Raw genomic sequence first — 657 nt, forward strand, 5'->3', positions numbered from 1 at the left:
CAAAGGAGTCTTCGTCATCCTCAAAGACTACGATGTACTCTTTACACCTTGGAACAGTCCCAACCACTCTGAAGCAAAATGGATGGCACGACACCTACAAACTGTAGACGATAATCTGCGGTACCGTCATAGCCAATTTGCTTATGGTGATTATGACCCGCCATATGTGCTTTATGGTATGCAGGTGTCTCGGGAAAAACTCAATACTGTGCTGGAATTCTTCGAAGGTCGAGCCACTATCATCGAAGACTTCGATGAAGATAACCCAGGAGCAGAATACCCACCCCTTGTGGAGTATCGCCATAAAGTCGTTAGGAGCTGGGACTGATAGAAACCTGAGTAGATCATTAGGTTCCACCCTGTGCCTACATTAAAGAAGATAATGATGGTCTATAAACATATACGCTCAAAGCCTTTTACCGCCTCTTTGTTCATCCATGAGGGTGGATACTGGGAAAACCATATGCTGCCTTATCTGGAAGCGGAGGGGTGGAAGGTTATTGTTGTTGACTGTGCTGGGGTAAAAACCACACTAGATTTTGCCTATCGTCTGGTTGAGAGTATTGAGAGTGTCTATGCTATTCCGGATGATTTTAACCTGCGTTGGGCTTCTGAAGATGCCTGCCTGATTAACTGGTTTGATATGCGTCAAGGACT

At 45.2% G+C, this 657-nt stretch carries 2 pseudogenes; both read left to right on the top strand.

From position 1 onward, the window contains the following. Positions 1 to 328: pseudogene (locus HMPREF2609_RS04690) on the top strand (hypothetical protein); the annotation flags it as partial. 57 nt (positions 329 to 385) lie between these two features. Next, positions 386 to 657, top strand: a pseudogene (locus HMPREF2609_RS04695) (hypothetical protein); the annotation flags it as partial.

Source organism: Rothia sp. HMSC058E10 (assembly GCF_001809415.1).
GTDB classification, from domain to species: Bacteria; Actinomycetota; Actinomycetes; order Actinomycetales; family Micrococcaceae; genus Rothia; species Rothia dentocariosa.